Annotated in this window: 21 protein-coding genes and 1 tRNA gene; 10 read left to right on the top strand and 12 right to left on the bottom strand. The window is 61.4% G+C overall.

Translation table 11 applies throughout. From position 1 onward, the window contains the following. Positions 1–39 precede the first annotated feature (39 nt). Positions 40–1,488: an MFS transporter gene (locus tag RIG82_12780; protein ID MEQ9461817.1), complete on the top strand. Its 1,449-nt coding sequence runs from the start codon at positions 40–42 to the stop codon at positions 1,486–1,488. Between the two features lie 26 nt (positions 1,489–1,514). On the opposite strand, the gene RIG82_12775 is transcribed toward RIG82_12780, so the two are convergent. The 3 genes from RIG82_12775 to RIG82_12765 all read right to left on the bottom strand — a co-directional run bounded on the left by RIG82_12775 (position 1,515) and on the right by RIG82_12765 (position 3,615). Continuing rightward, on the bottom strand, positions 1,515–2,483 hold the full coding sequence (locus RIG82_12775; protein MEQ9461816.1) for an ROK family protein: 969 nt from the start codon (positions 2,481–2,483) through the stop codon (positions 1,515–1,517). 41 nt (positions 2,484–2,524) lie between these two features. Beyond that, entirely contained in the window at positions 2,525–3,487 is a 963-nt protein-coding gene (locus RIG82_12770; protein MEQ9461815.1) for a phytanoyl-CoA dioxygenase family protein, read from the bottom strand. A gap of 54 nt (positions 3,488–3,541) precedes the next feature. Beyond that, a tRNA-Val gene (locus RIG82_12765) sits at positions 3,542–3,615 on the bottom strand. Between the two features lie 84 nt (positions 3,616–3,699). Between RIG82_12765 and RIG82_12760 the strand changes: the two genes are divergently transcribed. Next, on the top strand, positions 3,700–4,125 hold the full coding sequence (locus RIG82_12760; GenBank protein ID MEQ9461814.1) for a peptidylprolyl isomerase: 426 nt from the start codon (positions 3,700–3,702) through the stop codon (positions 4,123–4,125). Here the strand turns inward: RIG82_12760 and RIG82_12755 are convergent. Next, entirely contained in the window at positions 4,106–4,618 is a 513-nt protein-coding gene (locus tag RIG82_12755; protein ID MEQ9461813.1) for a dihydrofolate reductase, read from the bottom strand. The two genes, RIG82_12760 and RIG82_12755, sit on opposite strands and share 20 nt — an antisense overlap. Positions 4,619–4,698: 80 nt before the next feature. Then, complete coding sequence (locus tag RIG82_12750) at positions 4,699–5,493, bottom strand: thymidylate synthase (protein MEQ9461812.1); 795 nt, start codon at positions 5,491–5,493, stop codon at positions 4,699–4,701. A gap of 197 nt (positions 5,494–5,690) precedes the next feature. On the opposite strand from RIG82_12750, the gene RIG82_12745 reads away from it, so the two are divergent. The 4 genes from RIG82_12745 to RIG82_12730 all read left to right on the top strand — a co-directional run bounded on the left by RIG82_12745 (position 5,691) and on the right by RIG82_12730 (position 8,661). Next, complete coding sequence (locus RIG82_12745) at positions 5,691–6,098, top strand: NADH-quinone oxidoreductase subunit A (GenBank protein ID MEQ9461811.1); 408 nt, start codon at positions 5,691–5,693, stop codon at positions 6,096–6,098. 399 nt (positions 6,099–6,497) lie between these two features. After that, positions 6,498–7,034: a hypothetical protein gene (locus RIG82_12740; protein MEQ9461810.1), complete on the top strand. Its 537-nt coding sequence runs from the start codon at positions 6,498–6,500 to the stop codon at positions 7,032–7,034. A gap of 19 nt (positions 7,035–7,053) precedes the next feature. Beyond that, positions 7,054–8,265: a DUF1343 domain-containing protein gene (locus RIG82_12735; GenBank protein MEQ9461809.1), complete on the top strand. Its 1,212-nt coding sequence runs from the start codon at positions 7,054–7,056 to the stop codon at positions 8,263–8,265. Between the two features lie 141 nt (positions 8,266–8,406). Then, the gene (locus RIG82_12730; GenBank protein ID MEQ9461808.1) at positions 8,407–8,661 is read left to right on the top strand and encodes a hypothetical protein; all 255 of its coding nucleotides are present in this window, start codon (positions 8,407–8,409) and stop codon (positions 8,659–8,661) included. A gap of 12 nt (positions 8,662–8,673) precedes the next feature. On the opposite strand, the gene pstB is transcribed toward RIG82_12730, so the two are convergent. From pstB to RIG82_12710, 4 genes are all read right to left on the bottom strand, one after another. Beyond that, entirely contained in the window at positions 8,674–9,567 is an 894-nt protein-coding gene (gene pstB, locus RIG82_12725) for a phosphate ABC transporter ATP-binding protein PstB (GenBank protein ID MEQ9461807.1), read from the bottom strand. 22 nt (positions 9,568–9,589) lie between these two features. After that, positions 9,590–11,332, bottom strand: a complete 1,743-nt coding sequence (gene pstA / locus RIG82_12720; GenBank protein MEQ9461806.1) for a phosphate ABC transporter permease PstA — start codon at positions 11,330–11,332, stop codon at positions 9,590–9,592. After that, positions 11,329–13,914: an ABC transporter permease subunit gene (locus tag RIG82_12715; GenBank protein MEQ9461805.1), complete on the bottom strand. Its 2,586-nt coding sequence runs from the start codon at positions 13,912–13,914 to the stop codon at positions 11,329–11,331. Before RIG82_12715 ends, pstA begins: the two co-directional genes overlap by 4 nt. A gap of 63 nt (positions 13,915–13,977) precedes the next feature. Continuing rightward, a complete protein-coding gene (locus RIG82_12710; GenBank protein MEQ9461804.1) occupies positions 13,978–14,967 on the bottom strand; it encodes a phosphate ABC transporter substrate-binding protein PstS family protein in 990 nt (329 codons plus the stop codon). Between the two features lie 100 nt (positions 14,968–15,067). Between RIG82_12710 and RIG82_12705 the strand changes: the two genes are divergently transcribed. After that, positions 15,068–15,844, top strand: a complete 777-nt coding sequence (locus tag RIG82_12705; GenBank protein ID MEQ9461803.1) for a HEAT repeat domain-containing protein — start codon at positions 15,068–15,070, stop codon at positions 15,842–15,844. 11 nt (positions 15,845–15,855) lie between these two features. Here RIG82_12705 and RIG82_12700 read toward each other — a convergent pair whose 3' ends face one another. From RIG82_12700 to mutL, 3 genes are all read right to left on the bottom strand, one after another. Further along, positions 15,856–17,853, bottom strand: a complete 1,998-nt coding sequence (locus RIG82_12700; protein ID MEQ9461802.1) for an ABC-F family ATP-binding cassette domain-containing protein — start codon at positions 17,851–17,853, stop codon at positions 15,856–15,858. A gap of 78 nt (positions 17,854–17,931) precedes the next feature. Further along, complete coding sequence (gene fusA / locus RIG82_12695) at positions 17,932–20,088, bottom strand: elongation factor G (protein ID MEQ9461801.1); 2,157 nt, start codon at positions 20,086–20,088, stop codon at positions 17,932–17,934. Positions 20,089–20,347: 259 nt separating this feature from the next. Next, a complete protein-coding gene (gene mutL / locus RIG82_12690) occupies positions 20,348–22,297 on the bottom strand; it encodes a DNA mismatch repair endonuclease MutL (GenBank protein MEQ9461800.1) in 1,950 nt (649 codons plus the stop codon). A 19-nt stretch (positions 22,298–22,316) separates the two neighbouring features. Between mutL and RIG82_12685 the strand changes: the two genes are divergently transcribed. The 3 genes from RIG82_12685 to RIG82_12675 are packed head-to-tail and all read left to right on the top strand — an operon-like array spanning position 22,317 to position 24,617. Continuing rightward, a complete protein-coding gene (locus RIG82_12685) occupies positions 22,317–22,970 on the top strand; it encodes an SGNH/GDSL hydrolase family protein (protein ID MEQ9461799.1) in 654 nt (217 codons plus the stop codon). Between the two features lie 10 nt (positions 22,971–22,980). Continuing rightward, a complete protein-coding gene (rsmA, locus tag RIG82_12680; GenBank protein ID MEQ9461798.1) occupies positions 22,981–23,829 on the top strand; it encodes a 16S rRNA (adenine(1518)-N(6)/adenine(1519)-N(6))-dimethyltransferase RsmA in 849 nt (282 codons plus the stop codon). A 50-nt stretch (positions 23,830–23,879) separates the two neighbouring features. Then, positions 23,880–24,617 carry a glycosyltransferase family 2 protein gene (locus RIG82_12675; GenBank protein MEQ9461797.1) on the top strand — a complete coding sequence of 246 codons (738 nt, stop codon included), beginning with the start codon at positions 23,880–23,882 and terminating at the stop codon, positions 24,615–24,617. Position 24,618 lies beyond the last annotated feature (1 nt).

Genomic DNA, 24,618 nt, shown 5'->3' with positions numbered 1-24,618 from the left:
CCTCTGCTCGATGTCTCACCGCACTTCTCGGAGATCACGTTGACTCACTCATCCGACTCGTTGGCGCGTCCGTCACACGTTCCGCTTAGTCAGAAGATCGCCTTTGGCGTGGGGATGCTCGGGAATCAGATGTTCCCTGCGGCGCTCGGGATCTTCATGGTGATTCTGGTCCAGAGCCTCGGGATGGACCCGCTGCTATGGGGCATCCTGTTCTTCCTCCCGCGCCTGTCAGATGCCCTGACTGACCCGGTGATGGGCTACATCTCCGACAACACGAAGTCCCGCTGGGGAAGACGCAGGCCGTATATCTTCATCGGTGCCATTCTCGCGGGTCTCTCCTACATGCTCATGTGGCAGCTCTATCCGGAGAACGGCGAGGCTTACAACTTCACCTACTTTCTGCTGCTCTCCATTGTCTTCTACCTTGGCCTGACAATCTTCGCGACGCCCTATGTGGCTATGGGCTACGAGATGAGTGATGACTTTCACGAGCGCACCCGGCTCATGGCGGTTGCGCAGTGGATTGGCCAGTGGGCCTGGGTCATCGTCCCGTGGTTCTGGGTCATCTTGTATGACCCTGACATCTATCCCGACGCCGTAACGGGCGCCCGCCACCTCGCGATCTGGGTCGGCGTCGGCTGCATGATCATGGCGATGATCCCCGCCATTTTCTGTAAGACCCAGCCCGTAGACCCCAGCACTCAGGAAGAACTCTCACTCAGGAAAGTCGGAGACAGCCTACTGAGCTTGTTTCTTGGCTTCGGCGCGACTTTCCGTTGTCTGCCCTTTGTCCAGATCTGCCTCGCGACTTTCCTGGTGTTCAATGCCTTCAACACCGTGGCGGGAATGTCTTTTTTCATCATTGTCCACTACATGTTCGGCGGCGACGCAGGGCCTGACGGTGCGGGGACTTGGCCGACCTGGTTCGGTACGGTCAGTGCGCTGATGACCACCTTTATCGCCATTCCCGCAGTGACCTATATGTCCGAAAAATTCGGCAAGAAGAACGCGTTTCTATTCTCGCAGTCGATCTCGATCGTCGGCTACATCAGTTTCTGGTGGTGCTTCAACCCCGAGAATCCCTGGCTGCTTTTTCTCCCGCTTCCGTTGTTTGCCTTTGGTATCGGCAGTCTCTTCACGCTCATGATGTCGATGACCGCGGACGTCTGCGACCTCGATGAACTCAACACCGGTTCCCGCCGCGAGGGAGCCTTTGGTGCCGTTTACTGGTGGACGGTCAAGTTCGGCTTCGCCATCGCCGGGCTTGGCGGAGGTCTCATTATGAAGTGGGTCGGATTCGATCAGAACGCCGCCGTACAGACTCCCGAAGCCCTCGATGGCCTCCGCCTAGCCTATATCGTCGTGCCGGTAACCGGCACGCTCCTGGCGATCCTCATCATGCTCGGCTACAAGCTCAATGAAGAGCGTAGCCACGAGATCCGCGAGCAGATCGCAGCGAAGAAAGCCGCGAGCCCGGTTCTCGACTGATTCAGTCCCACGCTTTGAGTTTTTGGTTACTGACGAATTGAACGAGCCCGCGTTGCTGCGGCGAGCGCAGAACTATCCTGGAGCCTGTTGCCAAGCTCGGTAACACATAATCGGCAGCTATCGCGTGCATGCGGATGAACCTGCGCCAGGTACGCTTCGTGAATGGCTTGAAAGACTTCCGGTCCTAGATAACGTGCGAGACTGCCGAGGATGATCACATCACAGAAGAGCGTGTCGGCGATCGAAGCCGCGACTCTGGCCACGGAGTCCGACCACACATCAATAATTGATCTGGCGTCTGCATCGCCAGACCCGGCTAAATCAGATAACTCGGGCCCGGTCGGCGCTGCATCACGCCATCGATCCGGGTACTTCCACGCGGCGAGCTTGGGCAGCGATGCCCCGGCGCAAAAAGCTTCGACGCTACCCGCCTTGCCGAACGCGACCGGGCCTTCGCCTTCGAGCAGCACATGACCGATCTCGCAGGAATGCCCGCCAGCGCCGTAGTAAGGCACGCCGTCGATCACGAGCCCCATCCCAAAGCCGGTCCCGCAGGTCAGGTAGGCAACCGAGTGCTCGCCTCGGCCCGCACCCCAGTGGTATTCAGCCAGGGCACAGGCTGCGGCATCATGCTCAAGCCCGACGGGCATCGATAGCGCATCCTCAAGCCTCGAACGCAACGGGATGTTGTCCCACCCCGGCAGGTTGGGAGGGCTCAGCACCAGACCCCGGCGAGAATCGAGTGGCCCGCCCACGACCACACCTGCTCCCGCGAGCTCGCCTTTATGCCGATTGATCAACGCTCTGGCGTGACCGATCAGATCATCCAGCATCGCATCGGGACCATGCGCCGCATCGGAGGGCCAGGTCAAGCGATCCAGCACATCACCTGCCGCCGTCCCGATCAGGGCACTGCACTTGGTCCCTCCAATATCAAGGCCGAGAAGGATCGTCTCTGAAGATGTGCCTGAAGATTCTGGGCTTGGCTTATGCATCGCCGTGGATCTTACTGAAGAAGCGATCACACGCCGTCGATTTACCTTGATGCTTTGCCCGGCTCCGCAGCCTTGGCACAGCCTCCCTCACCGGTCGGCCGGACGTGAGGCTTGTTGAGGTCAGAGACTCCCATCCAGGCGTAAGGGTCCTGACCAGCGACCATCACGATGTCACGCACATCACACTTCGCCACCGATCGCGTGTGATCGAGATAGCAGTCGTGCTCCTGCAGATTGGCGACCCACGGCAGCAGCGAGGAGGCGCTCATGTAGTGATTCACCAGCACCCGGCGGTAGCCCGTCTCGGCTTGGTTCGGGAGCGACCGGTGCAGCAGGTAGCCGTTGAAGTAAACAATGCTCCCTGCTTTAACCTCGACCGGCACAGCATCAGCTTCCGTATACGGAAAGCCCTGGCTCTCTTCACCACAGTCGAAGCGCGGATCATCCTGAAGACTCTGAGGCCAGAGCACACCCGGCCGATGTGATCTGGGGATCACCCAGAGGCAGCCATTCTGTACGGTCGCATCATCAAGAGCGATCCATCCGCCAGTCAGCGATCGATCGCGCGTCGGGATGTAGTCCTCGTCCTGATGCCACGCCTGCCCGGGCTTGCCCGCCGCCTTGATGAAGAGCATCGACTGCATGCACTTGACATCAGGGCCGATCATGCCAACCAGCGCCTCGACCATCGCTGGATGAGCCAGGTGCTGTTTCATCACCGGGGAAAACTTGTGCGGGAAGTGGATGCACAGGTACTGGCGGAGCACCTCGTCGTCCGTCTGCCCATCGTGTGGACCTGACCAGCCGTCGTAGGTGCCGTACTTGCCTCGACAGATCTGCATCGCGTCCTCGTTGAGCGCCCTGACTTCCTCGGCATTCAGGGCGTTCTCCAGCACCAGATAGCCATGGTCCTGAAAGAATGCGATCACCTCGGGCGTCATGAACCCCGGCCGGGAAGCATCGACATAGCCGGGCTGTTTCGATCCTGAAGCCTTCTGAATCATGGCGTACCTCGGTAAGCAGGCGGCAAGACAAGACCCGTCGAGAAGATCCGCGAATGGGCGATGCAGGACTCGAACCCGCGACATCTTCGGTGTAAACGAAGCGCTCTAGCCAGCTGAGCTAATCGCCCGACGCCGGGAAGTATAACCCGTTATGCCCTACAATCGAAGACTATCCCAGTACCCCACCTACCCAAGTTCCCAAGGACCGACCCATGAAGACCGCGACCATCGAAACCGCCAAGGGCACCATCACCCTCGAGCTCTACGACGACAAGACCCCCAAGACCGTGGCTAACTTCGAGAAACTCGCCACCGAGGGCTTTTATGACGGCCTGAAGTTCCATCGTGTCATCGCCGACTTCATGATCCAGGGCGGCTGCCCCAAGGGCGACGGCACCGGCGACGCCGGCTATAAGTTTGATGACGAGTTTCACCCCGATCTTAAGCACGATGGCCCCGGCACCCTCTCCATGGCCAACGCCGGCCCCGGCACCAACGGCTCCCAGTTCTTCATCACCCACACCGACACCCCATGGCTCGACGGCAAGCACTCGGTCTTCGGCAAGGTCACCGAGGGCCAGGACGTTGTCGATAAGATCGCCGCGGGGGACAAGATGATCAAGGTGACGGTGGCGTAACCAAACAACGGTCCGCGTACTTCAGCACAGTAAACCCAAACCCATGCCGCTCATCCAAAGGATGCTCCAGGAGCACCTGCCGTGACCAGCCACTGAAGTCAAATGCTGGCAGCACGACGTCGCCCTCGACCTCGGCGTGCACCACCGTCTCGTACACACGGTCCGCGTGCGGGAATGCCTCAGCGAACAGCCCGGCCCCGCCGATGACAAATACTTCCTCGTCCGTGTCCCGGTAGGGGGCTAACGCCTCCTCCAGCGACCGTCGGACCTCGACGCCCGGGAAGCTGAAATCCTCACGACGGGTCAGCACGATGTTGGTCCGCCCGGGCAGCACCGATCGGTGATCCTCAAACGTCTTTCGACCCATGATGATCGGGTGCCCCAGCGTGGTCCGCTTGAAGTGCTTGAAGTCCTCCGGTAGCCGCCAAGGCAGCCCGCCATCCCTGCCGATGACGCGATTTTCTGACCGGGCGTAGATGAGCGAGAGGATCATGGTCTCATCCTAATCGCTCAGAATCCGAGAGGCAGATGTCGTGGTCGGACCGTGAGAGGAACGTGTATGAGGTGGGGGGGTCACACCGCCACCACCGCCTTGATGTGCGGGTGCGGGTCGTAACCCATCAGCGTGAAGTGCTCATACCGGAACGCTTCGAGGCTCCTGATGTTCGGATCGATCGCCATCGTCGGCAGCTTCCGTGGCTCTCGACGAAGCTGCTCCCGAGCCTGCTCAAAGTGGTTGGCGTAGAGATGTGCATCGCCGAGTGTGTGAACGAAATCACCGGCTTTCAGTCCAGTGACCTGCGCGATCATCATCGTCAGCAGCGCGTAGCTGGCGATGTTGAACGGTACGCCGAGGAACACATCCGCAGACCGCTGATAGAGCTGACAACTCAGCCGACCGTCTCCGACATAGAACTGGAACAGGCAGTGGCAGGGGGGTAGCGCCATCTGCTCGATTACCGCCGGATTCCACGCAGACACAATCAGCCGCCTCGAATCAGGATTCGTGCGGACCTGCTGAACCACCTGACCAAGCTGGTCAATCGTCTGACCATCGGGTGCTGGCCACGAGCGCCACTGCGCCCCGTAGACCGGCCCGAGGTCGCCGTTCTCATCGGCCCAGGCGTCCCAGATCGAGACGCCGTGCTCCTTGAGATAGCCGATGTTCGTGTCGCCCGCGATGAACCAAAGCAGCTCATGGATGATCGACTTGAGGTGCAGCTTCTTGGTCGTCACCAGCGGGAAGCCCTCGGCGAGATCAAACCGCATCTGGTGCCCGAACACCGAGCGCGTCCCGGTCCCGGTCCGGTCCGCCTTGTCGATCCCCTCATCGAGGATCCGCTGCATCAGGTCGTGGTACTGGAGCATTCGACCAATCCTCGGCTGTGCTCACTCAAAGTTCTAACTTCTGGGGACTGTCGGAAGAATGCCTGACGCAGTCATTGACGTGTGATTTCTGAGGAGGGTGATTATCTGCAGAACCGGTGGAAAACCTTTCGTTTGTGGGTGTGTTGTTGGCGTAAAGTCTGGCTGCCAGCAGATAACTGAGGCGTTATACTCTCGCCATGCTCGTGACCTTCGCCCAGACTGCCCCTTCAGAGTTCAACCACTACGCCGCCCTCGGCGTCCTGGTGCTCATCGCCATCGTCTTCGGCATCGGGGCCGTCGTCGCCACCATGATCCTCGGTCCGTCGCGCCTAGGCGCGACCAAGGGCACGGTTTACGAGTCGGGCATGAACCCCATCGGATCAGCCCGCAGGCGGTTCAATGTCCGCTTCTACATGGTCGCCATGACCTTCCTGCTCTTCGATGTCGAGATCGCTTTCCTCTACCCCTGGGCGGTCACCTATCCCAGCCTCGCCCTCGACGACCCCGACCGCGGGGTCTTCCTCGCTCGGCTGCTCTTTTTCCTGCTCACCTCTGTCATCGCCTTCGCTTACGCCTGGCGCAAGGGCGTCTTCCGATACGACTGACCGCCAGACCCTAGTGGGTAAAAAACAAGACCCGCGCTACTCAGCAAAGAGCCGCACGGGTCTCGGGGTGGGTCAAACTCTCTTGGCGCTGCAGGTGCAGACGACGACTCTCGCAGACGGTTTATTCTTGTTTTGAGTCGTTACTTGAATCGTGAATCACATAAGCCTTAGTTAAGCATAAACTCCACATTCGGCACAGGCAAACCAAACTGGACAATCGGCAAAGTCATGCCATCTCCCCCATCTAAGCCAGGTGAACACCGATAAAGGCTTGATTAGCATCAACTTCCGCACAACCCTCACGTCCCTCCCAGACGGTCCTACTTCCTCCATCCTCTCGACCCATCCGGTACACGCCTCGTGGATAGCCCCCGATAGCTCCCCCGTAAGGAGTTCATCGTGGACAGTTATCCCGGACCCGTTTCTGCCCTCCGGCTTCGTCTCCCGGCGTTCGTTTCGCTCGCCTTCGACCGAGCCCGTGGCCCGATCCCGGTTTGGGAGGCTTATGCCGCCGCGATGCACCGCCTGGCCAGCCTGACGCCCTCGCAGCAAGGCATGGAGCAGATCCGCGCCGAGGCCTGGGCACGCTGCCGGGGCGGGGAACTCAACGATGAACTCCGCAGGCCCCAACGGGTCGCCGTTCGCGTCCCGGTCGACCTCGCCGACTGGTACTGCCAACAGGTGCATATCGATGCCGAGACAGACCTCGCCCTGATCGTTCCGTTTCTCACCCCAGGTGTGATCGCAGCCCAGGCCGATGGACAACGCACCAAGGCCGACCTGCTCACCTCAGTCACCGCGTTACACCGCTGGCTCGATGACCAGGGCTTTGCCCGCTGCGTCGCCCGCCTCTACGCCGACGAGGGCATCACTGAAGACGCCCTCGACCTTACGGTGGCCGCGCCGATTGAGCCCGAGATCGACCGACTCTGGTGATCACCGGTACGCTCTGCGCGTGCCACGACCTTCCTATCCTCGTATGCAACTCGGCATCGACCGCCTGCTCACGGGTGACGTCGAACTCCCGCCAGCCTCATCCGTTGGCATGCTCACGCACAGCCCCGCCGTCGTAGGCGGAGACCCGACACGCCCTTCCTACGTCGCCCTGCATGACGCAGGCGTCCCGATCACTCGGCTCTTCTCACCCGAGCACGGCCTGGCGGCCAACGCCGCCGACGGCGAGACCGTCCCCAACGACACCGACTACACCACCGGTCTGCCGATCGTCAGTCTCTATGGCGACCACCTGGAACCACCCCCCGATTCACTCGCCGATCTCGACCTCCTCGTCATTGATCTCCAGGATATCGGGGCCCGTTCCTACACCTACACCTGGACACTCTGGCACGCGCTCCACGCCGCCGCGCGCACACAAACACCCTGTCTTCTTCTCGACCGACCTAACCCCATCACCTGCGACCTTGACGCCTGCGAAGGTCCCATGCTCGATCCCGCCTGCGCCACCTTCCTCGGTCGCTACCCCATGCCGATTCGCCACAGCCTCACCCTTGGCGAACTCGCTCGACACTGGGTGGATCAGAAGATCATCGACGCCTCGCTCGCCGTGCTCACGATGCACGGTTACGACCGAGGCATGAGCTGGCAAGACACCGGGCTACCCTGGACCCCTTCCTCTCCAGCCATCCGACGACCGCAAACCGCATGGCTCTACCCCGCCCTCTGCTTTCTCGAAGCAACAACACTCTCGCTGGGCCGCGGCACCCCGCATCCCTTCGAAGCGGTTCTCGGCCCGTCGCTCAACGCCGAGCCTCTAGCAGAAGCCATCAACAACACATGGGGAGACCTTCTCAAGGCGCAGCCGATCGAAGCGACACCAGACAACTCACGCCAAGAAGGGTCTCGACTCAGTGGCGTGCATCTCGAAGTGATCGACACCGACAACTGGCGTCCCGTGAGTTTTGGCCTCTGGCTTCTTGCCGAGATCATGGCTTCGCATCCCGATCATTTTGCCTGGGCGAGCTACCCCACGCGTGCTCATCCCTCAGGCCAGGATCACCTGATTCGCCTGCTTGGCGTTAGTGACGCCGTCACACGGATCGAGCAAGCCGCCGCGCTCGAAGCCGGACCCAGGAGAGTTATCCTCCAGCAATCCACCGCCTGCCCCGCCTGGCGTGAAACCGTAAGTCATGCCTGCCTCTACACCTAATATAAGCTGCGAAATGAACTGCGATCAATGATGTTGGCTGACTTGGCCAGACCGCCTCAAGTCGCTACTTTCAGGAGGGTTCTGTCAAGAATCCATGAGTTGCAGCCCCGGCGTCTCACCACCCGAAGGTCTGGACCCGCCATGCGATTAAACACGCCCACTCTGTCTCACCCGCCCGCGACGATCGGATCGATCGAGTTCGCCAAGGGCTACTCTCGACTGTTCGCTCACCTCGATGAACAACATCGCTGGCATTGCGATGACCCCGAGATCGAACGGGTCCTCGAAGAAGCCTGCCCCGCAGACCCCGACCACGACGCGAGCAAATGGTCCGCCCGCTACCTGCTCTACACCGCAGCTCAGCGCCTTGGCGGACAAGTCAGCTTCCCCGAATAATCGACCCTTTTTTTAGCCGAACCGACCGGTGATGTAAGACTCGGTCTCGGTCAGGTGCGGCTTCGTAAAGATCTCTTCCGTGGGCCCGTATTCCACCAGACGCCCGAGGTACATAAACGCCGTGTTGTCACTCGTCCGCGACGCCTGCTGCATGTTGTGCGTCACAATCAGGATCGTGTAGTTGCCCTTGAGTTCCTGGATCAGGTCCTCGATCTTCCCTGTTGCGATCGGATCGAGCGCCGAGCACGGCTCGTCCATCAGCAGCACCTCGGGCTCCGCAGCAATCGCCCGGGCGATGCACAGCCGCTGCTGCTGACCACCGGACAGACTCAGCGCACTTTCCTTAAGCCGATCCTTGACCTCATCCCACAGCGCCGCTCCGCGCAGCGACCGTTCACAGACCTCATCCAACACCCCGCGGTTCCGCTCACCATCGATCCGTAGCGGATACACCACGTTCTCATAGATGCTCATCGGGAACGGGTTCGACTTCTGAAACACCATCCCCATCCGCTTGCGCAGCTCGATCACATCAACACGCGAGTGATAGATCGTGTCATCATTCAGCAGCATGTCTCCCTCGATCCGCACACTATCGATCAGATCATTCAGCCGATTGACCGACCGCAGCAGCGTCGACTTGCCACAGCCCGATGGGCCGATTAACGCCGTAACCTCACCCTTTGGAACCTGCATATTGATGTCATGCAGTGCCTGAGCTTCCCCGTACCACAGGCAGAAATCCTTGATCTGCAGAACGCCTTGGGTCTTACTCAGCGATTCGTGCACCTCACTGGGGACCTCGGAACCCGACGCGATCGCCTCAAGGCGAGAGACCCCCTTGCCCTGATGCGCATCCCAGGCCGCTGGCCCCGTGATCGTCTGGATGCTCGACATCTCAGTCATGGTCTTTCCTGTCCTGGTTATGTTAGAACGCCGCGTTCTTGAACCGTTTCTTGAGCCTGCTACGCATCGCAATCGCTGCCACATTCAGCGACGCGACAATGGCAATCAGCAGCAGCGTCGTCGTGTACACCATCGGTCGCGCCGCCTCCGAGTCCGGGCTCTGGAAGCCCAGATCATAGATGTGAAAACCAAGGTGCATAAAACTCCGGTTGAGCCCGAACTGCTCCTCCGCTGAGAAGCTGATCGGCAGCTCCGGCGCCAACTTCACGGCACCCACGATCATTAACGGGGCCACCTCGCCGGCTCCTCGCGCCATCGCAAGGATCGTGCCGGTCAGGATCCCCGGCATCGCTCGCGGGAGCACAATCCGCTGGATCGTCTGCCATTTGCTCGCCCCGCACGCATACGAACCCTCACGCATCGAGTTTGGCACTGCAGCGATCGCCTCTTCGGTCGCCACGATCACCACCGGTAGCGTTAGCAGCGCCAGCGTAAACGACGCCCAGATCAACGCACCCTTGCCAAACGTCGGGTTCGGTAACCGGTCCGCGTAGAACAACTGGTCGATCTCAACACCCACGATGTAACAGAAGAACCCCAGCCCAAACACGCCAAAAACAATGCTCGGAACACCCGCCAGATTGTTGATCGCGATCCGGACCGAACTCGTAACCAGCCCGCCCTTGGCGTACTCCCGCAGGTATAACGCTGCCATCACACCAAACGGAACGACCAGCACACTCATAATCAGCGTCATCAGCACCGTGCCAAAGATCGCCGGAAACACCCCACCTTCGCTGTTCGCTTCTCGCGGATCATCACTGAGAAACTCCCACCACCTCGCGAAATAGAGACTAAACATCTCGCCGATGCTCAGGTCATTGGTGGCCACTGGCCTCACGATCTGGAGCAGTGCGGTGCGATGCTCAACGCCCGTCGCCGTCCGCAGCACCAGGTAATCCTCGGAGACTTTGCTACGCAGCTCCGCCACCTCAGCCCGCAACGCCGACACGGCCTGCTCGATCTCAGCCAACTCTGCGTCATGCACATCCTGCGCCGTCTCAAGCGCAGAGGCATCACCCTCACTCGTCTGTTGCTCACTCCGCAAGAGTAAGCGCCCCCGCTCTTGCTGACGGGTCAGGTCGGCGATCTGCTCTCGCTCGATCTCACGGATCTGCTCACGCACCGCCAGAACCTCAGGCAAGCGACGCTCTAGCAGGGCTCTGGTCGATGCAGACCCCTCGGCGAGCACCTCTCCCCCACGCTCAAATCGGACCGGCATCCCATAGAAACGTCCCCACTCCAGGCGTTCCAAGAGCATCGCATCCTTCGGTCTGTTCTCTTCTAAACGCTCAAAGTCAAAGACCCAGGTAAAACGCGTCCGCGTCAGCTCGAAGTTGCCCGTTCGCAGCAGCACTCGCCGAACCGATCCGTTTCCCTCATCAGCCGCAAGCCGTGCCGCCTCGCGCTGCGCTTCGGGCAGGGCGGCGAAGAACGCCTCATCGACCTCCAACCGCTCATGTCGGACTTCCTGCCCCATAATCGTCCGACCGTCGATGAGTTCCAGCTCAGTGATCGCCAGTGGCCAGAACGTCGTCATCCCCTGAATGAGCACCAGTCCCAGCAGCCATGTCACCATCGCGATCGCCAGCGCCAAGCCGCCAGCCATCAGCCAGATCATTGGCTCGCCACGAGACAGCAGACTGCTCACCGCGTGATGCGTCCGACGCCTACCACTCGAGGATGTGACTCCGGCCTGACTCATAGCACCTGAGCCCTCTTGCGGAATCGGTTACGAATTATTTCAGCGATCGTGTTGAGCACAAAGGTCATCGCGAACAAGAGCAACGCAGCCAAGAACAGCGTCCGGTAGTGCGTCGAGTCCCGCACCGCTTCCGGCAACTCCACCGCAATGTTCGCGCTCATCGTCCGGAAGCCATTGAACGGATTAAGGTCCATCACAGGCGTATTGCCCGCGGCCATCAGCACGATCATCGTCTCACCCACCGCCCGCCCCAGCCCAATCATCAAGGCACTAAACAACCCACTCGCCGCGATCGGGATGATCACACGCACCGAGGTCTGCCAGGGCGTAGCCCCGGCCCCAAGAGAAGCCGAACGAAGATGATTCGGCACCGCCGTCAGCGCATCATCCGCGATCGTGTAGATGATCGGGATCACCGCGAAACCCATCACAAACCCCACGATCGTCGCGTTCCGTTGCACATACGTATCCAGCAAACCCGGTCGCGGGTCCACACCCATCAGCGACAACACATAAGCCAGACCACCAGCCACCCCCACACCGAGCCCCAGGATCGCGCCCCACTTTGCCAGATTCGCCCGCGCCGCCGCTTCATCAGTCTCGATCGATGAGTCTCTCATCCGATCCGTCAGGTAACGACCAAACCAGTACGCCGAAGCAATGATCGTCAACGGCAACAGCAGCAACATCAAACCACCCGTCGCACTACCGATCTGGCCATCCAGCCACCGCCGCAGATCGCCCGAGAACAGCAGCCACTCAATCAGAGGCCCCATCGTCCAGCCGAGCACGACGCCCACAATCATCGAACCCCACACACCAATCAGTCGCAGTCGCCGCGCAGTCACACTCCAACGCTGCGGCAGCAGCGGCCACAGAAAAGCCCCGGTCAGCAAGGCCAGCGGCATCACCAGACACACCCCCAGCATCTCAGGAAGATATCGCTCGACAAACGGTGCGATCACCAGCCCGCCCATAAAACCAAGAACCACCGATGGCAGACTCGCCATCATCTCGAGTGTCGGCTTGATCCGTCCGCGCCACGCAGGCGTCAGGAACTCGCTGCTGTAGACCGCAGCCAGCAGGGCAATCGGTGTCGCAAAGAGCATCGCGAAAAACGTCGCCTTCAACGTCCCAAACACCAGCGGCATCAACCCGAGCTTCGGCTCATGCGCATCAGTCGCCCCGGAAGACTGCCAGACATGCTGTGGCTCCGGATAACCCTCGTACCAAACCGGCATAAACAGCGCCTTGAAGCTCGCTTCAGGATGTCGCTTGTCCAGCGACCACCGCGCCAACCCGCCATCGGTCCACGCCACTAGCCCGTCTTCTTTCGGCGCAAATGCCACAGCGTCAAGACGACCCTCTCGACCCGAAGGCAGGAACGACACCTCACTCGTGACCTGTGCCAACTCCAGATGACCATCCGCATGACCGATTGCCACCAGCCGAGACCGCGTTGAACTCGCCAACGACGTCACAGGCGATTCGTTTTCACCAAACACGTGCCCTGTCACCAACTGGAATCCATCACCCCCAGTTCCATCTTCCGTCCGCGTCCGAAACAGAGCGAGGACTTTGCCCGCATCCGTGCCGATCAGCAGCGTCTCCTGCCCGATCAGCATCGCCGCCGTCGTGGCACGAGCCTCAATCGGCAACTCGAAACGCTCGGCCAGCCCAAGCCCATCCCCACCACTTCTTCTGAGGTTGTACCGGTCCACCACCCCGTCTTCCCAAACCACCATCGCATTGTCACCCAGCGACGTGACCAGCAGTTCAAGAGGTGTCTCTCCTGGACGATCCTCAAACGCCACGCCCGTTCGCGATGGTCGCAGCGTGGTCATCCCCGTGAGCACATTCTCAACCCGCCGCACCCGGACCACACGAAGCTCATCACGAGCCTCGGTCAGCAGCACCACCGTCGTTCCCAGCACACTGCCCGAGGCTCGGTCCAGCAACAGCACAGGATCATCCGACCCGCTGGGAATCGCGTCGTCGAAACTGATCGCCAACTCCTGCACCCGCAGTTGCCGCTCATCGATCCGCTCAGCCACACGATCACCCACGCGTCGAGTCTCCCCCACGCCAAGCGATGACCAGACCTCATCCTGACCCGCCGACTCCACAAAGCTCGTCTCAAAACCCACTCGACCCGTCGCGAACGTCCCATCCAAAAACCCCAACACCACCGAATCACTCGCTGGCCAACGTGTCCAGGCCGTCATCGTTCGCCCCTCCATAGGACGCTCCGTTGTGACCACGGCTCCGCTCTCCAGATCAATCGCCTGGAACGACCCGTCCGCCAGCCCCCGCAAAGCCAGCACCTTGTGCTCGTCCACCCCGACCCAAAGCGTCTCCGACTCCACCGACTCGACCGTCACCGTCGGCGTATCTCCAAACTCGGCATCGAGAAACAGCGGCAGTGTCACCCATGCCAGAAACACCGCCACCAGCAGCACAGCGATGATCGTCCCGATCCCGCCGACCGTGATCATCACTCGGGCGATCTTGTCTAAAAGACGCGTCGAGACACCCGTGGTTTTCCGGCGGTTTCGGCCGGTGAACTGGCTTTGGCTCGGCATAATCGGAATCGCCCGTTGCTTCAGCCTACCGACACCCGGTGCAACCCGTCGCCGGACTCTAAATCAGAACCCCGGTTCAATGTTGCACGCACCCAGTGATCGCCTAGCAATCACCGCCGTGATCGGGAGATAGCCATCCTTCAGCACCACCTGCTGACCCGCCTGGCTAAACATGTACTTGATGAACTCACGCCGAAGTGGGTCCAACGCCTTGTTCGGCTCGATGTTCACCGCGACATACAGGAAACGCGTTAACGGATACTCTCCCGAAAACGCCGACTCCTCGGTCGCATAAATCAACTCCCCACCCTCTTCAACCTCCAGCGGGACCGTCTCCACATCCGCCGTCTTGTACCCAATTCCCGAGTACCCAATCGCGTAACGCTCTCGGGCCACACCCTGAACCACCCCCGCACTGCCCGGCTGCTCGTTTACCGTCGACTTGAAATCACCATCTCCCATGATCGCTTCTTTGAAAAACCCATACGTCCCCGAAACCGAGTTGCGACCGTAGATGTTGATCGTCGAGTTCTCCCAGTCCCCGCTCAGTCCCAACTGCCCCCACGTCCGGATGTCATCATGCCCCAGCTTCCGAGTCGAAGAAAAAATCGCATCCGCCTCAGCCATCGACAGCCCACGCTCAGCGATCGGGTTGTCCTTGTTCACATAGATCGCCAGCATGTCGATGCCCACAGGCAGCAGCGTCGGCTTCCACCCAAACTTCTCCTCAAACCGATCGATCTCCGCATCCTTCATTGGCCGGCTCATCGGACCAAACGTCGAAGTCCCCGCGATCAACGCCGCTGGCGCCGTGCTCGACCCCTTGCCCTCGATCTCAGGCAGCACCGCCGGATACATCCGCCGAAAATCCTCGGTCCACAACGCCATCAGGTTGTTCATCGTGTCCGAACCAACGCTCTTGATCGTCCCCGAAACACCCTCCACAGGCTCATACTTCGGCAGGTTCGGATCAACCTCAGCCGCACCCGCCCAAACCCCGACAGCCAAGGTCAGGCCCAAGGCCATCAGCAGCACATTCTTTAGGTTTCGCATCCGCATGATGAGTTCAGCTCGATTGATGGTTTATGAATAAGCAGGACTCGGATTGTAGAACAATCTCCGCGACCCGCAGGGGGCGATATGTTAATAGACCATGAGCAAGCCCGCCCAATCCAGAACGTGCCTCCTCGCCGCCCTCCTTCTGTCCCTCTCCAGCTGCTCCAGCGATCCCGATAGCCTCGGCCCCAACGCACAGAAGCTCCCTCCAAACGCTCCCAAGGCGGTTCAGGGACTGGTCAACCCCTACGACCCCGACGCCCGCAGGCACGCCGCCAGTGCCGTCGCCGATCGTGGACTCGTCCGTGAAGCTGGTTACGCCACGCTCCTCAGAGACCTCACGGATGACGATGACCCCACGGTTCGTGCTGCCGCCATCCGCGCCCTGATGACCCAGCCCGACCCCACCGACGCACCCATCTTTATTAAGGCCATCGCCGACCCCATCATGGTCGTCCGCTGGGAAGCCGCCTCGGCTCTCGCGCGTCTTCACGACCCTCAATCCATCAACGCTCTCGTCAGCACCATGCAGGACGATGAGGCCGCCGAGGTCCGCGCCGCTGCCGCTTTCGCCCTCGGCCAGTACCGAGACTCAAGTGTCGTCGATGTCCTCGTCGCCGCCCTCGACGACCCCGACTTCATCGTCGTCCGCTCCGTTCGCGACAGCCTCACCACCCTCACAGGCCAGACCCTCGGCACCGACCCCGCCCCTTGGGCTCGCTGGGTCCAGGAACATCGAAGCAGCCTCTTCGCGAACGCCCGACCCTACCGCTTCAACCCGTACGCACCGCCACCCCGCTTCTACGAACACCTCACCCCCTGGGACGACCGTGACACCACCCCCAAGCCGCCCGCCGGAGCCACCAGCGACTGACCTCTCTCGACTCAAGCCTCAGCCCGAGCCGCCCACTCTATCTCCAGCGGCGACAGCTCATCCGCCAGCTTCATCCGCTCGTCATGCACCTTCGAGAACGCCGAAGCATCTTTGTAAAACTCCGGGTCCACCAGCTGCGCATCCAGCTCCTGGATCCTTGATTCCAGTTGCTCGATCTTCTTCTCGAGCGATTCCTGACTAAGCTTGGAAACACTCCCGCTACGATTCCGCTGATTATTTGACGCCTTCTTCGACCCGGGCTTCTCGGTCTTCTTTGGCTTGACCGCCACCACCTCAGGCTCCGCCTTCTTCGGCTTGGCCGCCGTAGAAGCCTCGGGCTTCGCCGCCGACTTCTGACTCGCCGCGACGTACTCGCTGTACGTGCCATTAAACACCACACACCCTCCATGACCGTCGAGCACCAGCAGCTTATTCACCACACGGTCCAGCAGCATCCGGTCGTGCGTGATCAGCAGCAGCGTCCCCTCACCCGACCGCTTGGAAACCGTCGAGTACCCCTGATCGCCCTCCACATAAGCATGCAGCGCCGCTTCCAGCCGCTCCGCACTCGGGATATCCAGGTGGTTCGTCGGCTCGTCGAGAACCAGCAGGTTGTGACCACCCGACATTAGCCCCGCCAGCACCGCCCGCGCCCGCTCACCACCCGACAGCACCCCAAGCTGCTTGTCCTGATCCTGACCCGTAAACAAAAAAGCCCCCGCCAGGTCACGCGCCTCCTGCTCCAGATCGTTAGGCGTAAACAACCGCAGATACTCCACGATCGTCTGCCCCATATTCAGCCCGTCGTGCGTCTGCGTGAAATGCCCCATGTCCACACTCGCCCCCACCCGCGCCGTCCCCTGCGTAGGCGACTGCTCTTCCAACAGACACCGAATCAGCGTCGATTTGCCGGCACCGTTCGGACCGATCACACCGATCCGCTCACCCCGGTTGACCTCCATCTCAAGGTCACGAAACAGCGTCTTCTCCCCGTAGCTCATCCCCATCTTGTTCGCCCGCAGCACGATGTCGCCGCTGCGCCGCTTCGGAGCAAACCGCAGCTTCATCGCGTCCAGCTCCATCGGACGATCCAGGCTCTCATCCCGCTTGAAACGCTCCAGTCGCTTCTCACGCCCCTGAGCCTGCCGCGCCCGCTGACCGGCCTTGTACCGATCAATAAACGCCTGCTCTTGCTTGATCTTGGTCTGCTGCTTATCAAAAGCCCGCGCCATCGCGATCGTCCGCTGCGCCCGCTGCTCCCGAAACTGCGCGTAGTTCCCCGGATACTCCACCATCCGACCGTCTTCAAGCTCATAGATCTTCGTGACCACGCGATCCAGCATCCACCGGTCGTGACTGATCAGCACCACCGCGCCCTCGTAGTCGTGCAGAAAGCTCTCCAACCACTGACGACCCGCGATATCGAGGTGGTTCGTCGGCTCATCCAGCAGCAGCACGTCCGGATCACTCAGCAGCAGCTTCGCAAGCGCCAGCCGACCCCGCTGCCCACCCGACAGGTCCCGCACCTTCACCCCGAACGCCCGCTCATCCAGCCCCAGACCCATCAGCGTCTCTTCCACACGATGTTCGACAGCAAAACCGCCCATCGACTGAACCCGATGCTCCACCCGCTCATAACGCTTCAGCAGCATCTCCAGTTCGTCCCCCTCCGCCGTCCCCATCGCCTCCGCAATCTCCACCAGCTCATCGTGAAGCCGATCCAGCCCCTCAAACGCCGTCCTCGCCTCTTCCACCAGCGTCCGCTCCAGGTCCAGCTTCGGGTCCTGATGCAGATACCCCGCCAGCGCCCCCCGTGCCAACTGGATCTGACCACTCTCTGGCTTGTGCGCTTCCAGACCCGCCACCAGGCGCAGCAGCGTCGATTTTCCGCACCCATTACGACCCACCAGCCCGACGTGCTCACCCGCCGCAACCGTCAGGTTCACGCCGTCGAGGATCGTCCGGTCGCCGAAGCTAAACACCAGGTTGGCAACACTCAGCAGGCTCATCTACTGACCGAGCCGGCCCTAACAGAGCCGGCTCGGTTCCTTATCTCGTTGTCACGATCAATCAAAGACGCCGTCGGCTTACTTGCCTTTGCCGCCCTTACCCTCGCCCTCAAGGATCGCCGTCGCCAGGTTAGGCGGAACAGGACGATACTCAAGCGGCTCCATCGCGTAGCTCGCACGACCCTGAGTCATGCCACGCAGTGTGTTCGAATAACCAAACATCTCCGACAACGGCGCCTCCGCCGTGATCAGCCGCGTGTTCCCACGCTCCTCATCACCCACGATCAACGCGCGACGACGATTCATATCACCCGTGACGTTGCCAAAGAACTCGTCAGGCGTCGTCACCACAACCTTCATGAACGGCTCGAGCAACTGAAGCCCCGCCCGACGCGTGGCCTCCTTGAACGCCAGCGTGCCCGCCTGCTCAAACGCGATCTGCGACGAGTCCACGTCGTGGTAGCTGCCATCGATCAGCGTGACCTTCACGCCCAGCAACGGATAACCGGCCAAGACGCCCGACTTCGCCGTCTCCCGACAGCCAACACCCACCGACGGGATGTACTCCTTCGGAATCGCGCCGCCGATGACCTTGTTCTCAAACGCCATGCCGTCCTTCCAGTCGAGGCCAGCCTCCTTGGCCTCATCCTCAGTGAACGGCTCAACCGTGATCGTACAATCACCAAACTGACCGCGACCACCAGTCTGCTTTTTGTGAGTCCCGCGAGCTTCGGCCTTCTTGGAGATCGACTCCTTGTAAGCCACCCGTGGGGTACCCACATTCACGCCAATCTTCATGTCTCGGGTCAGCTTCACCGTGATGATCTCAAGATGAAGCTCGCCCATCCCCGCGATGATCGTCTCACCCGTCTCATCATCGTAATGACTCTGGAACGACGGGTCCTCACGACGAATCGTTGCTAGTGCGTTGGACAGCTTCTCCTTGTCGGCCTGCGACGCCGGCTCAATCGACATCGAGATCACCGGTTCCGGGAAGTCCATACGGTCCAGCACAATGGGCTTGTCCTGATCGCACAGCGTCTCGCCCGTCTGCGAGTTTTTCAGACCCACCACCGCCACAATCTCACCCGCCTCCGCCGTCTCCCGGGCAATACGGTCCTTCGAGTGCATCTCGAAGATACGGCTCACGATCTCGCGCTTGCCGTTATTGGAGTTGAGCACGCGGGTGCCCTTCTCCAGCGTACCCGAGTAAATCCGTACATACGTCAGGTCACCGTGCTGATCGTTCACGATCTTGAACACCAACGCCGAAAGCGGGGCGGTCTTGTCGTGTGGACGCGTCAGCTTGATCTCAGCATCCTTCGGGTCCGTGCCCTGAACCTCAGGAACCTCGGTCGGATTCGGCAGGTAATCAACAATGCCGTCCAGCAGCCGCTGGACACCAATATTCTGCAGCGCAGAACCACAGAAAACCGGGTGAGCCTTCAGAGCAATCGTCGCCGCACGCAGCGCCGCCTTGATCTCCTCCTGCGTGATCTCTTCCTCCATCAGAAACTTCTCGGTCAGGCTGTCATCCAGCTCCGCAACCTTCTCGATCAGATCATGTCGCAGCCGGTCAGCCTCGGCCTGATACTTCTCAGGAATCTCTCCCTCGGTAACCGTCGTCCCCTTGTCTTCCTGGGAAAAATAATAAGCCTTCATCTTGATCAGATCGATCACGCCTTCAAACGAATCACCAGCACCGATCGCCATCTGCACAGCAATCGCCGGAGCAGCCAGACGCTCATGGATCGAGTTGAAGCTAAACGCAAAGTCAGCGCCCATCTTGTCCATCTTGTTGATGAAACAGATGCGCGGGACACGGTAACGATCCGCCTGACGCCACACCGTCTCCGACTGAGCCTCAACACCCTCCTTGCCGTCAAACACCACGACAGCTCCGTCGAGCACACGCATCGAACGCTCAACCTCCATCGTGAAGTCGACGTGCCCGGGCGTATCGATCAGGTTCATTGTGTACTCGGTGCCGTCCTTGGTCCACGGGCACGTCGTCGCCGCCGACTGAATCGTGATGCCACGCTGCTGCTCGTCCTGCAGGTGGTCCATCGTCGCCGTGCCCTCGTGCACCTCGCCGATCTTGTACGACTTGCCCGTGTAGAACAGAATCCGCTCCGTCGTTGTCGTCTTGCCCGCATCAATATGCGCACAGACACCGAAGTTGCGGAACTTCGCCAGTTTCGAGTTCGTCGTTGTATCTGCCGAGATGGTCGTCATGGCCTTACCTCTATTCGCCGCCCGCCTCACGGCCGCGGCTCATCATCAATACCCCAAGGCTCATCCGGTGCCGACCGGAACGCCCAGAGGCGGGTTCCTGTTCCTGCTACAAGCACGCTGATATGGTCCTGAACCAGAGCCCTTACCCCAAAGGGCACACAACAGACTTCGGACTTTTCCACAGCAGCGAATCTTAAAGATTACCCACCACACGCCGACAGTCAAGTATCGGACCCCGCCTCAGACCCCCTTAGCCCCCTTAAGTCCGCCCAAACTGCCGTTCCAGGTCCCGTAGCGTCAGCCGGAGCGTCGTGGGCCGACCGTGTGGGCATCGGCTCGACCGCTCCACCCGCTCCCGCTGCGCCAACAGCGACGACAACTCCTCATCACTCAGCCGATCCCCCGCCTTCACCGCCGCCTTGCACGACATCAGGTCCAGCACCTCATGCAACGCCGCCTCCTCTGACTCACCAGCCGCCCCCGACAACCTCCCCGCCGCCGCCAGGTCCATCAGCGACCGCACAAACCCCTCCGCCTCCACACCCCGGCTCACCAGCAGGCTCGGATACGCCTGAACCGCCACCGCCCGCGGCCCGATCGCCTCGATCTCCAGACCAACCTTCGTCAACAACGGCTCCAGCGACCCCAGCAACTCGATCTCCGACGGCTCCAGCGCCACCGTCACCGGCATCAGCATCCGCTGCGTCTCTAGCGGCTTGCCTTGATCCAGCACACGCTCCAACAACGTCTCATACATCACCCGCTCGTGCAGCGCGTGCTGATCCACAATCACCAACCCCTGATCATCCTCCGTCACCACATAACTGCCATGCACCTGCAAAATAGGCGTAGCTCGACCATAAGCGCGCACGTCATGCAGCGCCCCTCCTTCAGCCTCACCCGACACACCCCCACCAGATGAACCAGCCCAGGATGACTCAGGACTCTCGGCGTTAGATGAGTTAGCTGCATGTGGCGGGGAGTGGGGGGGTGGGGGGGTGGGGAGGGGGGTGACTTCGTCGAGCACCAGCTTCTGCTGCGACGGGGCCATCTGCTTGAAGTATTCGACAAACGCCCGCACCGGTTCCTGCCGTTGCTCCGCATCCGTCGCCCCCCCCGCGTCCTTCCACCCCAAGACCGCAGCCCCTTCATCTCGACGCCCCACGCCGCCTCCAAACGACCGCGCCAGACTCGCCGGGGCCGTCAGGTCCGTCCCCAGCAGCACCTGCCGGATCGCCGACAACACCGCCCCATGCACCGCCGACGGCTCATGAAACCTCACCTCCGACTTCGTCGGGTGCACATTCACATCCACCTTCTCCGCAGCCACCTCCACCATCACCACCGCCACCGGCTGTTTGTCCGACGCCAGCAGCCCCCGATACGCCTCCCGCACCGCATGACTCAGGCTACGATCCCGCACCGGGCGCCCATTCACAAACACATACTGCTGCCGCGACGTCGGCCGAGCCAGATCAGGCGTCCCCGCCAACCCCCACACCCGAACACCCGCCCCTCCAGGCCGAGCCTCCGACTCAAACGCCAGCAACCCACCCACCAGATCATGCCCCAGGATCGCCAGACACCGCTCCACCGGCTCCGCCGCCGGAAGGTCCAGCGTGGTCTTTCCATTGTGAATCAGCGTCCAGTGAACCCCCGGATGCGCCATAGCCGTCCGCACAAACGCCTCGTAACAATGCCCGTACTCCGTCCCCGCCGTCCGCAGAAACTTCCGCCGCGCCGGGGTATTGAAAAATAGGTCCCGCACCTCGATCGTCGTCCCTCCAGGCGACCCACACGGCTCCGGACCCGTCTCCACACCACCCTCAGCCCGGATCATCGCCCCGCTATCGCTCTCATCCGCCGGACGACTCGTGATCCGCACCCGCGCCACACTCCCGATCGATGCCAACGCCTCGCCCCGGAACCCCAGCGTCCCGATCGCCGCCAAGTCCTCAGCCCCAGCGATCTTGCTCGTCGCGTGCGGAGCCAACGCTAACGACAGGTCCTCAGGCCCCATCCCTTTCCCATCATCGTGCACCCGGATCAGCTGCGTCCCCCCCAACTCAAGCGTCACCTCCACCCGCGTCCCGCCCGCGTCCAGACTGTTCTCGATCAGCTCCTTCACCACAGACGCGGGGCGCTCGATCACCTCGCCTGCGGCGATCTGATTCACCAGCACCTGCGGCAGTTGGCGGATCACGGACACGTATCTATCGTAGCGAGCCATGGCCGCACTCACCGCCAACGACCGGGTTCTCTTCCAAGGCGATTCCATCACCGACGCCGGCCGGGATCGAACCGTCACCGACCCCAACACCCCCGAAGGCCTCGGTCTCGGCTACGCCCGCCTCTGCGCCGCCCGACTACTAGCCGATTACCCCGGCATCAGCGTCCTCAACCGCGGCATCGGCGGGGACCGAATGAGCCACCTCGAAGCACGCTGGAAAACCGACTGCCTCGACCTCCAGCCCACCGTCCTCTCCGTCCTCATAGGCGTCAACGACACCTGGCACGGACTCTCACCCGACAACCCCGAATCACCCACCTCCTACGACGCCTTCGAAGACACCTACCGCGCCCTCCTCGACCAGGCACGACACCACCTTCCCGACCTGCGCCTCATCCTCGCCGAACCCTTCGTCCTCCCCTGCGGGGCCGGCCAACAACTCCCCATGCGCAGCAACCTCGACCCTCGCCGCGAGATCGTCCACCGCCTCGTCGCCGAGTTCGACGCCGTCCCCGTCAGCTACCAGACCATTTTCGACGACGCCCTCGAAATCGCCCCGGCCCAGTATTGGGCCGAAGACGGCGTCCACCCCACCCTCGCTGGCCACCGCAAGATGGCCGACGCCTGGCTCGCCGCCGCGAACGCCCTGTGAACGGCTCCCCGTGACCAACACCCAGCGCCCCAGCATCCGACATCAGCTCTCAGCCGCTGGCCTCTTCCCCAAAAAAGCCCTGGGCCAGAACTTCCTCGTCGATCCCAACCACCTCCGCCGTATCGTCGATGCCGCCAACCTCGAGCCTTCCGACACCGTCCTCGAAATCGGCCCCGGCACCGGCGTCCTCACCGCAGAACTCATCAACACCGGCGCACGGGTCATCGCCGTCGAGATCGACCGCGACATGGAGCAACTCCTCCGCGAACGCTTCGGCGACGATAGCGACCGCTTCCAACTCATCCTCGCCGACGCCCTCGACGGCAAGCACGGCCTCAATCAGCAACTCACCACAGCCCTCGCCGACCACCCCTTCAAGATGGTCGCCAACCTCCCTTACCAGGCCGCCTCACCTCTCCTGATCAACTTCGCCGCCCAGATGCCCGCTATGACCCACGCCGTCGCCCTCATCCAGAAAGAGGTCGCCGACCGTATCCTCGCCGGACCCGGCTCCAAAACCTACGGTATCCTCGGCATCCTCCTCCAGGTCAGTTTCAAAGCAGACCTCATCGGCAAAGTCCCCCCCGGCTGCTTCTACCCACCCCCCAAAGTCGATTCCGCCGTCATCCGACTCACCCGATCCCAGCACCCCGAACTCCCCCTCGAACACCTCGAAACCTTCGCCGCTTTCCTCCACGAAGTCTTCGGCCACCGCCGCAAGCAACTCGGCTCCCTCCTCGGCCGCGATCGCCCCTGGCCCCAGGGCATCAGCCCCACCGATCGCCCTGAACAGGTCGATATCAACGGCCTCATCGCCCTCTCTAAAATCGGGCTGGACCCCTCGACCCAGCCTGACTAGAGTCATTCCGGCCCCACTGGGTCCGCATCACCCCCTCGATGGAGTGCCTCATGCCACGGACCCTCGTCGCCATTCCCGTCTACAACGAACAGAAATACGTCACCCCCGTCCTCAGCCGCGTCAGCGACTACGCCGACGACATCCTCGTCATCGACGACGGTTCTTCCGACGAAACCCCCACCCTCCTCGCTAAACAACCCGTCGACGTCATCCGCCACCGCACCAACCTCGGCTACGGCCGCTCCATCCGCGACGCCTTCCGCTGGGCCCAGAGCTACCAGTACGACTGGCTCATCACCATGGACTGCGACGAGCAGCACGAGCCCTCCAGCCTCCCCGACTTCTACAAAGCCATCGAAGAAAACGACGCCGATGTCCTCTCCGGCAGCCGCTATCTCGACACCGCCCGCTGCGGCGATCCGCCGCCTGCCGACCGCCGCCAGATCAACGCCGAAGTCACCCGCTGGGTCAGCGACTGCCTCGGACTCACCATCACCGACGCCTTCTGCGGCTTCAAGGCCTATCGCGTCTCGTCTCTGACCAACTTCGACCTCAACGTCGATGGCTATGCCATCCCCCTCCAGTTCTGGGTTCAGGCCGCCGCCACCAAAACCAGAGTCCGCGAAGTCCCCATCCGACTCATCTACAACGACCCTAACCGCAGCTTTGGCGGGCCCCTCGATATCGCCGCCACACGCCTCGAACACTACCGCGAGGTCTTCCAGGACGAAATCGCCAAACACCCCTCTCTCTCCGAACAGAAGATCAGCCCCTGTATGGCTGGCTGAG

The sequence above is a fragment of the Phycisphaeraceae bacterium genome, assembly GCA_040222855.1.
Classification (GTDB): Bacteria; Planctomycetota; Phycisphaerae; order Phycisphaerales; family Phycisphaeraceae; genus Mucisphaera.
This window is presented reverse-complemented; position numbering and strand designations above follow the sequence as displayed.

Bases quoted from the DNA above. Each gene is read 5' to 3' on its own strand.
- RIG82_12775 (MEQ9461816.1), bottom strand. From the start codon at position 2,483: ATGCATAAGCCAAGCCCAGAATCTTCAGGCACATCTTCAGAGACGATC.
- RIG82_12770 (MEQ9461815.1), bottom strand. From the start codon at position 3,487: ATGATTCAGAAGGCTTCAGGATCGAAACAGCCCGGCTATGTCGATGCT.
- RIG82_12760 (MEQ9461814.1), top strand. From the start codon at position 3,700: ATGAAGACCGCGACCATCGAAACCGCCAAGGGCACCATCACCCTCGAG.
- RIG82_12755 (MEQ9461813.1), bottom strand. From the start codon at position 4,618: ATGATCCTCTCGCTCATCTACGCCCGGTCAGAAAATCGCGTCATCGGC.
- RIG82_12750 (MEQ9461812.1), bottom strand. From the start codon at position 5,493: ATGCTCCAGTACCACGACCTGATGCAGCGGATCCTCGATGAGGGGATC.
- RIG82_12745 (MEQ9461811.1), top strand. From the start codon at position 5,691: ATGCTCGTGACCTTCGCCCAGACTGCCCCTTCAGAGTTCAACCACTAC.
- RIG82_12730 (MEQ9461808.1), top strand. From the start codon at position 8,407: ATGCGATTAAACACGCCCACTCTGTCTCACCCGCCCGCGACGATCGGA.
- pstB (MEQ9461807.1), bottom strand. From the start codon at position 9,567: ATGACTGAGATGTCGAGCATCCAGACGATCACGGGGCCAGCGGCCTGG.
- pstA (MEQ9461806.1), bottom strand. From the start codon at position 11,332: ATGAGTCAGGCCGGAGTCACATCCTCGAGTGGTAGGCGTCGGACGCAT.
- RIG82_12715 (MEQ9461805.1), bottom strand. From the start codon at position 13,914: ATGCCGAGCCAAAGCCAGTTCACCGGCCGAAACCGCCGGAAAACCACG.
- RIG82_12710 (MEQ9461804.1), bottom strand. From the start codon at position 14,967: ATGCGAAACCTAAAGAATGTGCTGCTGATGGCCTTGGGCCTGACCTTG.
- RIG82_12705 (MEQ9461803.1), top strand. From the start codon at position 15,068: ATGAGCAAGCCCGCCCAATCCAGAACGTGCCTCCTCGCCGCCCTCCTT.
- RIG82_12700 (MEQ9461802.1), bottom strand. From the start codon at position 17,853: ATGAGCCTGCTGAGTGTTGCCAACCTGGTGTTTAGCTTCGGCGACCGG.
- fusA (MEQ9461801.1), bottom strand. From the start codon at position 20,088: ATGACGACCATCTCGGCAGATACAACGACGAACTCGAAACTGGCGAAG.
- RIG82_12685 (MEQ9461799.1), top strand. From the start codon at position 22,317: ATGGCCGCACTCACCGCCAACGACCGGGTTCTCTTCCAAGGCGATTCC.
- RIG82_12675 (MEQ9461797.1), top strand. From the start codon at position 23,880: ATGCCACGGACCCTCGTCGCCATTCCCGTCTACAACGAACAGAAATAC.